The organism is Raoultibacter phocaeensis, from assembly GCF_901411515.1.
GTDB lineage: Bacteria > Actinomycetota > Coriobacteriia > Coriobacteriales > Eggerthellaceae > Raoultibacter > Raoultibacter phocaeensis.
In genome coordinates this window covers 1958050-1965501 of sequence record NZ_CABDUX010000001.1, presented here as the reverse complement: position 1 = coordinate 1965501, position 7452 = coordinate 1958050, and the positions used below count along the sequence as shown (strand labels likewise).

8 protein-coding genes are annotated in these 7452 nt (G+C 62.2%); all 8 read right to left on the bottom strand.

Going from position 1 to position 7452, the window contains the following annotated elements; all coding sequences use genetic code 11:
- Positions 1-72: 72 nt before the first annotated feature.
- On the bottom strand, positions 73-603 hold the full coding sequence (locus tag FJE54_RS07915; RefSeq protein WP_139652139.1) for a methylated-DNA--[protein]-cysteine S-methyltransferase: 531 nt from the start codon (positions 601-603) through the stop codon (positions 73-75).
- 5 nt (positions 604-608) lie between these two features.
- Positions 609-2564, bottom strand: a complete 1956-nt coding sequence (locus FJE54_RS07910; protein ID WP_139652138.1) for a DNA-3-methyladenine glycosylase 2 family protein — start codon at positions 2562-2564, stop codon at positions 609-611.
- Between the two features lie 90 nt (positions 2565-2654).
- Entirely contained in the window at positions 2655-3194 is a 540-nt protein-coding gene (locus FJE54_RS07905; protein ID WP_139652137.1) for an NYN domain-containing protein, read from the bottom strand.
- Between the two features lie 22 nt (positions 3195-3216).
- Positions 3217-3963, bottom strand: a complete 747-nt coding sequence (rlmB, locus tag FJE54_RS07900) for a 23S rRNA (guanosine(2251)-2'-O)-methyltransferase RlmB (protein WP_139652136.1) — start codon at positions 3961-3963, stop codon at positions 3217-3219.
- A gap of 245 nt (positions 3964-4208) precedes the next feature.
- Complete coding sequence (locus FJE54_RS07895) at positions 4209-5537, bottom strand: lipase family protein (protein WP_255467279.1); 1329 nt, start codon at positions 5535-5537, stop codon at positions 4209-4211.
- A 300-nt stretch (positions 5538-5837) separates the two neighbouring features.
- A complete protein-coding gene (locus FJE54_RS07890; RefSeq protein ID WP_139652135.1) occupies positions 5838-6581 on the bottom strand; it encodes a TorD/DmsD family molecular chaperone in 744 nt (247 codons plus the stop codon).
- Entirely contained in the window at positions 6574-7047 is a 474-nt protein-coding gene (locus FJE54_RS07885) for a DUF4405 domain-containing protein (protein ID WP_139652134.1), read from the bottom strand. The genes FJE54_RS07890 and FJE54_RS07885 overlap by 8 nt, the downstream gene beginning before the upstream one ends.
- A gap of 8 nt (positions 7048-7055) precedes the next feature.
- The gene (locus FJE54_RS07880) at positions 7056-7412 is read right to left on the bottom strand and encodes a hypothetical protein (RefSeq protein ID WP_139652133.1); all 357 of its coding nucleotides are present in this window, start codon (positions 7410-7412) and stop codon (positions 7056-7058) included.
- Positions 7413-7452 lie beyond the last annotated feature (40 nt).

The window sequence follows — 7452 nt, the reverse complement described above, 5'->3', positions numbered from 1 at the left end:
CTGTAAGCGTTGCCCTTGCCACTGCGGCTGCGACGACAACGGCAGCCGCAGCCGCAGTGGCAAGGGCAACGCTTACAGGGCGGTGCCTTTCGTGGGAACGCTCAGCTTCGAAAGGTCGATGCCCTCGAGCTCGAGGAGGGCAATCTTTCGGGGCAGGCCGCCGCCGAACCCGGTAAGGCTTCCGCTCGCACCGACGACACGGTGGCATGGCAGGATGATAGAAATGGGGTTGTGACCCACTCCTCCCCCGACAGCGCGAGCCGATGCACGGGTCCCCGTTTCTTCGGCGATTCGCTGGGCGATTTCTCCGTAAGTTGTCAAACTGCCGTAGGGAATCGAGGCAAGCTGCTTCCATACGCGCTGCCTGAACTCCGTACCGCGCGGCTTTACCTGGGGAATAGGACCGGGATCCCTGCCTTCGAAGTACGCATCAAGCCACGCGCGCGCCTCGCGTAAAATCGGAAGATCGGGACGCGCTTCGCACGCGCCAAGTGTTGCTTTGTCGTACTTCTGTTGTTCGAACCACAAGCCCACAAGCGACTCGCCGTCGCTTGCCAGCGTGATCGTGCCCAAGGGAGATTCGTAGAGGTCGATGAAATCCATGGGTGTTAACTCCTATCGGTTTCAGGGTTTTCGGATGCGGGCAGGCCGGGATCGGGTTTGCTGGAAACGGGCGGTACGGTTTCGGGGTTTTCGGATACGTGCGATACCGTTTCAGGATGCTCTGATGCAAGCGGCGCCGGTTCGGAGGTTGCAGGGGGGTGGATCAGTACCGTTTCAGGATACCCGGATGAGGGAGATACTGGTTCGGAGGCTGCGCTTGGCCGAGGTGCCGCCTTCTCGGCATGGGCCGACCAGATCGACATGACGGCATAGGAGCGCCACGGCCTCCAGTCTTCGGAAAGCGCAGCCACCTCGCGCGGCTTTGCACCCGGGAACGCGCCGAGCACGCCGAGATCCGATGCCGGAAACGCATCGGGGTGAGCGTAAGCGCGCATGAGCAGGTACTGCACGGTCCAATCGCCGATCCCGGGAATGGCTTTGAGCGCAGCCGCATCAGCTTCGAGGTCGGAGCCAGGACAGAGTCCGACGTCACCCGAACATACGGCTTCGGCGAGCGCGCAGATGGCACGCGCGCGCTGCCTGATCACGCCGAGCTCGCCGAGACGGTTTGCCGCATCAGAAGCGCAAAACGCAATGGGGGAAGGAAACGCGACGCCGAGCTCGTCGAACGGCGTCTGTGCCGGCAGACCGAATTCGCGCGCGACCCGTCCTGCGAGCGTACCGGCCGCCTTGACCGTAATCTGCTGGCCGAGGATGGCCCGTACCGCCATCTCGAATCCGTCGAAACAGCACGGAAGCCGTATGCCCGCTATGCGGTTCTCGGGAGCGACGCGTGCGTAAAAGTCTTCGAGCCCCTTCTCGATGGACGTCGGCAGGCAATCGGTGTCGAACAACCGTCGCACGCGGGCGAGCACGAGGGGAAGATCGTCGAACAGCTCAGGCGACACCGTAACGGAAAGGCGGTTCTTACCGGGTTCATCTTCAACCTTGATCCAGCCAATGCGCATGCCGCCGCTGCGGTCGCCGCCACGCGAACCACCCTGAGCATCGTCGTGCAAGGAAGCATCCGCCTCCGCACCCTCGCGTGAAACGCCCCGAGCGTCTCCGTGCAAGGGAGCATTCGCAGCGGCGGCATCATGCAAACGATCTGGGAAGTCACCACGAGAAACGCCGTCCGACGCACCTGCGTCGAGACGGACGGTGCGCAGGTATGCGTTTTCGCTCACCGCCTCAACGCCCTCGATCGCGCGCATGCGCAGAAAATCGAGCAGCAGATCGAAGCGAAACGGAGGCCGGTAGCCCACGTGCAGCACGATGGGGCCCGAATCGGCTCGGACGTTCCCGTATGCCGCTTTGACACGGAAGCGCGTTGGCGGCATGCGGTAGCGCGCAGAGAACGCATCGTTGAAACGGCGAACCGACGAGAACCCACACGCGTACGCGACCCGCGTGATGGGAAGGTCCGTATCGGTGAGGAGGCTTTTCGCCAAAAGCAAGCGGCACGTAGTGCGATATTCCGTGGGCGTTACACCGAACGCCCGCTCGAACAGGCGGCGAAACTGCCGCTCGGAGAGCCCAAGTTCGGCAGCGATATCGGCGACCTTGTTCGACCCGGCGCCCTCCTTGATGAGCAGCGCCGCCCGCCTGACCGCGCGATCGGTATCGGGCGCTAGGGGCACCCCGGGTGCCAACTCGGGGCGGCACTTGAGACAGGGACGAAACCCCGCAGCCTCAGCTTCGGCGGCCGTCCGATAAAACGTGCAGTTCTCCCGTTTCGGACGCTTGGCCGAACAGACCGCGCGACAGTAGATGCCCGTCGTGCTCACGCCGACGAAAAACAGCCCGTCGAGACGCGGATCGTGCATGCCGAGGGCTTCCCAGCAGGTATCGCCATCGGGAAGAGACGTGCCCGCTTTCCCCTCCGATGCGAGAACCTCCTCGACCGCATCAATACCGAACGTTTGGTTTTGCCGAGCGACTGGCGTGGCTTGCTGTTCCATGTACGCTTCCTTCGCAATTGGTCTTCGAGACCATGAAACCACACCCGGGCGAAGCACGCTAGCCGTTTTCGGACATGAAAGTAAAACGGCTTAAGCTCCCGTATCCCGCAGCGCTTCGAGCTTCGCGCGGACGGAAGGATCGATGCGATCGGCCACCGTGTTCTTTTTGGAAACGCGTGGAGTGGCATCAAGTTCGTTTTCGACGAGCAGATTGTTCATCTCCCAGCTGAAATCGTTCGCGCTCATGCGATCGATGCCGCCGCCGAACACCGTATCCTGGATGGTCGCATCGCTTGTAACCACAAGCGCCTCGACGCCGCGTTCGCGAGCGTCGTGGGCGAGCTTTTCGATCACCTTGTCGGCCGACTGGCCCGATGGCGAGAACATGATGCGCACGCCGCCGACCGATTCGGCCTCGCCGGTGGAAAACTTGTTTTTCGCGCCGTCGAACACGATGACCGCGCCCCATTCGTGGCCCGCGTAGCTCACCACGTCGTTGATGAGCGTTTCGCGCGCGAGGTTAAATGCATCATCGGTGTAATCGGGACCGGCGATCTGCTTGTAGCGGCTGCCCGAACGAAGCACGTTGTAGCCGTCGATGATGAGAATTTTTCTGCGCTGTTTTGCCATGATACATCGCCCCGAATGCGAGCTAGCGGTTTTGCCGCATCCATTCGTACATGCAGGCGGTGGCCGCCTGGGCTACGTTGAGCGAGCCGACGTTGCCCGCCTGCGGAAGCTTCGTGAGAAAGTCGCATGATTGTTGGGTGAGCCGCGCGAGCCCTTCGCCCTCGTTGCCCATCACGAGCGCGATCTTGCCCTTGAGGTTGGAATCCCACACGACTTCCTTCGCATGCTCGCTTGCGCCCGCAACCCAGTATCCCTCGGCCTTCAGGCGCTCGATCGTCTGTGCGATGTTCGCAACCTGGCTCACGCTGAGATGGCTGATGGCCCCTGCCGAGCTCTTGTAGGTAGCGGCCGTCACATGCGCACTGCGCTTGTTGGGGATGACGATGCCGCTCGCGCCGACCACCTCGGCCGAACGGGCGATGGCGCCGAGGTTGCCTGCGTCGGTGATGTGATCGAGCAGGATCACGAGCGCAGCGCCTCCGTGCTCTTCGGCATGCGCTGCTGCCGCGTCGAGGATCGCTTGCACGTTGCAGTACTCGTAGGGCTTGGTTTCGGCCATGACGCCCTGGTGGCTCCCCCGCTCGGACTTCTCGTCGAGATCGCGGCGGCGAACGGTTTTCACCTGCGCACCGGCCTTTTTCGCCTTGCGCAGGATATCCTCTACAAGGCCGTCGCGGTTGAGGTTATCGGCGATCAGGACCTGTTTGATGGGCACGTGCGTACGCAGCGCCTCGATGACCGGGCGTTTGCCCTCGATGTAATCTGCCATGGTCGGTGTTGTTCCTTCTCAAAGTAGCGATTGGTTGCCCCATGGTAGCAGGGAGCGGCGCGCGCGAACGGCCCCGCACTCAAACCAGCAGAAAACGAGCAAGAAGGGGCGTGAAGCTGGGGCGAAGTGCGGCGGGTGGTAAGGGACGCGATGGTGGATAAGAGGAACGAACCGAGTGCGGATACGCTTCGACGGACGGGGCGAGACGGACGCTTACGTGAACGTTGGATCCCCGGAGCCTTCGCTTACGAGAACGTGAGGTCGTCGGAGTCGATGCTTTGCATCCAGGCGATATAGGTATCGGGGTAGTGCGACGACAGCGTGGATGCGAGGTCGAGTTGGGAGACCGTCTGCACGGCGTTCACGACGCCGATGGGACTCATAAGAGAATCGAGCGAGGGGATGGCCTCGGCCACCTCGGCACCGAACTCGTCGAGCTTCTCGAGATCGGCTGTTGCGCACGGGTTGTCGAAACCGGTATTGGTGCGAAACGCCTGCTGCATCCCCTCGTACAGGGGCGAGAAATCTGCGCAGGTCACATCGGGAAGCGAAACCGTAGTACCGTAGCGGCCGAACCCCCATGAGAGAGACGGCAACGTGGGCACGATATCGGAAGCGTTCGCCACGTTGAAGATGTTGCCGTAGAGAGCGTTGTCGCGGTCGGCGCACTGCGTGGAACTCGGCGAAGCGAACGTATAGGCGAACACGCCTTGGGCGGGGGCAAGCGCGCGTTCGGTGCCGCTCGCGTTATCGAGGTCGGCGGCGAGCAGGTTCGCAACCGCGCCTCCCCTGCTGTGTCCTGAGACGAGGATTTTCGTGTGCTCGGGATCCGCGCCGATTTCCTTCGCATAGCCTTGCAGCGACTCCATGACCTCGGCTTCGGCCATCTTGAATCCTTGGTGATCACGGCCCTCCGCAGATTCGCCCTCGCCGACCATCTTGAAGTTGCTCAGCCACTCGATGCCGTAGCTGCCGCGCACGCCGACGAAAATGAGCGTCTGGTCGGGCGAGCCGTTTTGCCCTGGGAGGGTTTTCGAAGCGAACGCGTAGGCGGCGACATCATGCGAGCCCGCGAACAACGCGCCGATCTGGTCGAGCACGTGGCTGCGCAGCGCGAAGGATTCGGTGCGGATGTTTTCGAACCCGAGGGCACCGAGCGTCTTTTCCGCATAGGGCACCGAACCCGCCACGCTTCCGTAGAACTGCGATTCGGAATTGACGATCGCGCTTAAAACGGCGCACGCTGTGGCGAGCTCATGGTTGTACGTGCGCGAATCGTGTGCGAACCACGAATCGTCGAACGTGAGGGCAGTCGAGGTGAGGCCCGAAGGGTTCTGAGGATCACTCGAGGCGACGACTTCGCTACAGTAAGAAGCGAGCACGGTTGCCCGACTACCGGGAGCCATCCGTTGCTCGCCCTCCCCCGGCTCGTAGGCGTTTGCCTGCGGCACCGGAAGCAATCCGACAAGAGCAGCGTTGTAGCGCATTTGTACCGAGAAGAACGAGACGAGCACGAGGCAGAGGCACGTGGTCGCCATGATGCGCAGCACCGATCGCACACGTTCGCGGGCCACAAGCCGTCCTTTCTCGTCAAGGTGCGCATCTGCCGCACACCCGTCGCGGTGGGTTTTCGACAGTATAGAGGCCGAAAGCGCAATCCACGCACAGGTGAGCCGAACCGAAAGAGGATCTCCACGTTTGTAAGGGTGATGTAAGGTTTTGCGGAAAAGAGCGACTTGCCAACACACGTCTGTTCGACAAGCACCGATGTTCGCGTGGGAGACAGCAGCTCCCATAGACCCACTACGGTGTCGTCGAAGCGAGCAGGTCTTCCGAACAACAATGCAGCGTGCGTGCAATCCGGCATCGACCGATCAGGCCTTCTCGAGAACGGCTTTCAGCAGCCCTGCAGCCACCCGGTAGAACGGCTCGCGGGCCTCTTCGGCCACCCTGTCGGCAAAGCGAGGCATCCAGGTGAGCGCGTGCTCTTCGAGAAAGCGCTTATGGGTGGCTGCCCATGAGCCCGCGGGGTTGCCGAGCGCGCGGCCCGCGGGCGTGTCCGGGCCCCCTGCGGTTTCCGATCTCGCGGGCGGCTCGGCACTTCCGGGCGCGGCGGCCATGCCCGCCTCGAGCATGCAGAGGTACTGGAGGAACTCGAGCTCCGTATCGACGCGGTCCAAGGGCTCGTTCGTGCCCTCGGGGCGGCCGAGGCCGCACGACCTCATGAAGCGCTCGACGGCCATGGAGTGGGGGTTCACGAACAAAAGCGCCTGCACCCCGTCGTCGGCTGCGCGCTGCACGCCCTCGTAAGGGCTGACAGCCGGCTCGGGCGCCCCCACGAACAGGCGGGTTGCCTCGGCGCGCAGGGCGTGCAGGAGGGCTTCCGGGTTCCAGCCCGCGTACTCGTCGAGGCCTTCGTCCCAGCCGTCGGGCAGTACGAGGCCGAGCGCGCCCGCGACCTCGGCGGCGGCTTCGGCCCACTCCCCGGAGGCGACCGCTTCAGCGAGCTCAAGCGTCGGGTAGCGGAGGGAGAGCGCGAGGAGCTCGTAGGCCACAGCCCATGTCCGCAGGTCCGCGGACGTGCAGCCTTCGGCCTGGTTCTTCTCAGATTCAGCCATCGGTCCCCCCTTCGTTGTCGTTTTCGGCTCGCACGGCTTCGCTTTTCTTCCGAATGAAGTTGTACAGCCACTTCCAATGCACGACGACGTGCACGAGCAGCAACGCCAACAGTACCTTGGCTGCTATCGAGTGCAGCGGATCCCAGAAGTAGTAGCCGTCCGCGTACAGCCCGAACGCGGGCAGCACGGCCCCTGAGATGCATATTCCCGACACCGTAACCACCATGAACGCGACGAGGATGAACGCGTCAAGGATTACGTTACCCGTTCGCACCCATGATCCAGAAATAACGTTTCGCAGCGCCTCGACTACCCAATCGAAATGCACGATGCCGTGTACGAAAAAAACCAGCAGCACTCCGAGACCCAACCACTCGTGTAACCCTATTCCAGTAAGCGATGGATTAGCTACTATCAAGTATATAAGAAGCGCCACAACGTCGATGATCATGTGTTTCTTATCCACTATGCCCCCTAAAGCTTTCTTACCAGCAGAATCAAACCGACGACGAGCGCAACAGGTGCGAGAATCCACACGTTCAGGCTCATATCGGACGGCTGGTAGTAGCGGTCGACGAGCGTTTCCCACGCATGGCACTCGGCTGACGTACATGTTGCCTCGGGACACGTCATCTCGTGTAGACCGTCTGGTTCGGGAACGGCTTCGAAGCCATGACACTCGCCCGAAGCGCACCTCGTCGCTGGGCACGGCGAGTCCTCGGCTATCGCCTGCGGGATACCCACCGATCCGTCGGCGAGCATCCCGGCGCCAAAAACACATGTTCCGATAAGAACGAACACTGCAAGTGCAATGAGAGTCTTGCGTATCATTTCGACATCCAGTTCTCAAAAGGGGCGTGCGAAGACCCAT

What these genes read in the sequence shown, in the direction of transcription:
- FJE54_RS07915 (WP_139652139.1), bottom strand. Translation starts at nt 603, where the DNA reads ATGGATTTCATCGACCTCTACGAATCTCCCTTGGGCACGATCACGCTG.
- FJE54_RS07910 (WP_139652138.1), bottom strand. Translation starts at nt 2,564, where the DNA reads ATGGAACAGCAAGCCACGCCAGTCGCTCGGCAAAACCAAACGTTCGGT.
- FJE54_RS07905 (WP_139652137.1), bottom strand. Translation starts at nt 3,194, where the DNA reads ATGGCAAAACAGCGCAGAAAAATTCTCATCATCGACGGCTACAACGTG.
- rlmB (WP_139652136.1), bottom strand. Translation starts at nt 3,963, where the DNA reads ATGGCAGATTACATCGAGGGCAAACGCCCGGTCATCGAGGCGCTGCGT.
- FJE54_RS07890 (WP_139652135.1), bottom strand. Translation starts at nt 6,581, where the DNA reads ATGGCTGAATCTGAGAAGAACCAGGCCGAAGGCTGCACGTCCGCGGAC.
- FJE54_RS07880 (WP_139652133.1), bottom strand. Translation starts at nt 7,412, where the DNA reads ATGATACGCAAGACTCTCATTGCACTTGCAGTGTTCGTTCTTATCGGA.